A 212-nucleotide genomic window follows, 5' to 3' on the forward strand; every position below is an offset into this window, starting at 1 on the left:
AAAGCCAGATATATAACAGTATCTGAGCCCATGTCAAAACTTATATTTAAGAGTTTGATCCTGGCTCAGGATGAACGCTGGCGGCGTGCCTAACACATGCAAGTCGAGCGATTTCCTTCGGGAAAGAGCGGCGGACGGGTGAGTAACGCGTGGGTAACCTGCCCTGTACACACGGATAACATACCGAAAGGTATGCTAATACGGGATAATAT

The 212-nt window shown here is 47.6% G+C and carries 1 rRNA gene; it reads left to right on the top strand.

From position 1 onward, the window contains the following. Positions 1–42 precede the first annotated feature (42 nt). Positions 43–212: ribosomal RNA gene (locus BN899_RS18450) — 16S ribosomal RNA — on the top strand; the annotation flags it as partial.

The sequence above is a fragment of the Faecalimicrobium dakarense genome (assembly GCF_000499525.1).
GTDB lineage: Bacteria > Bacillota > Clostridia > Peptostreptococcales > Peptostreptococcaceae > Faecalimicrobium > Faecalimicrobium dakarense.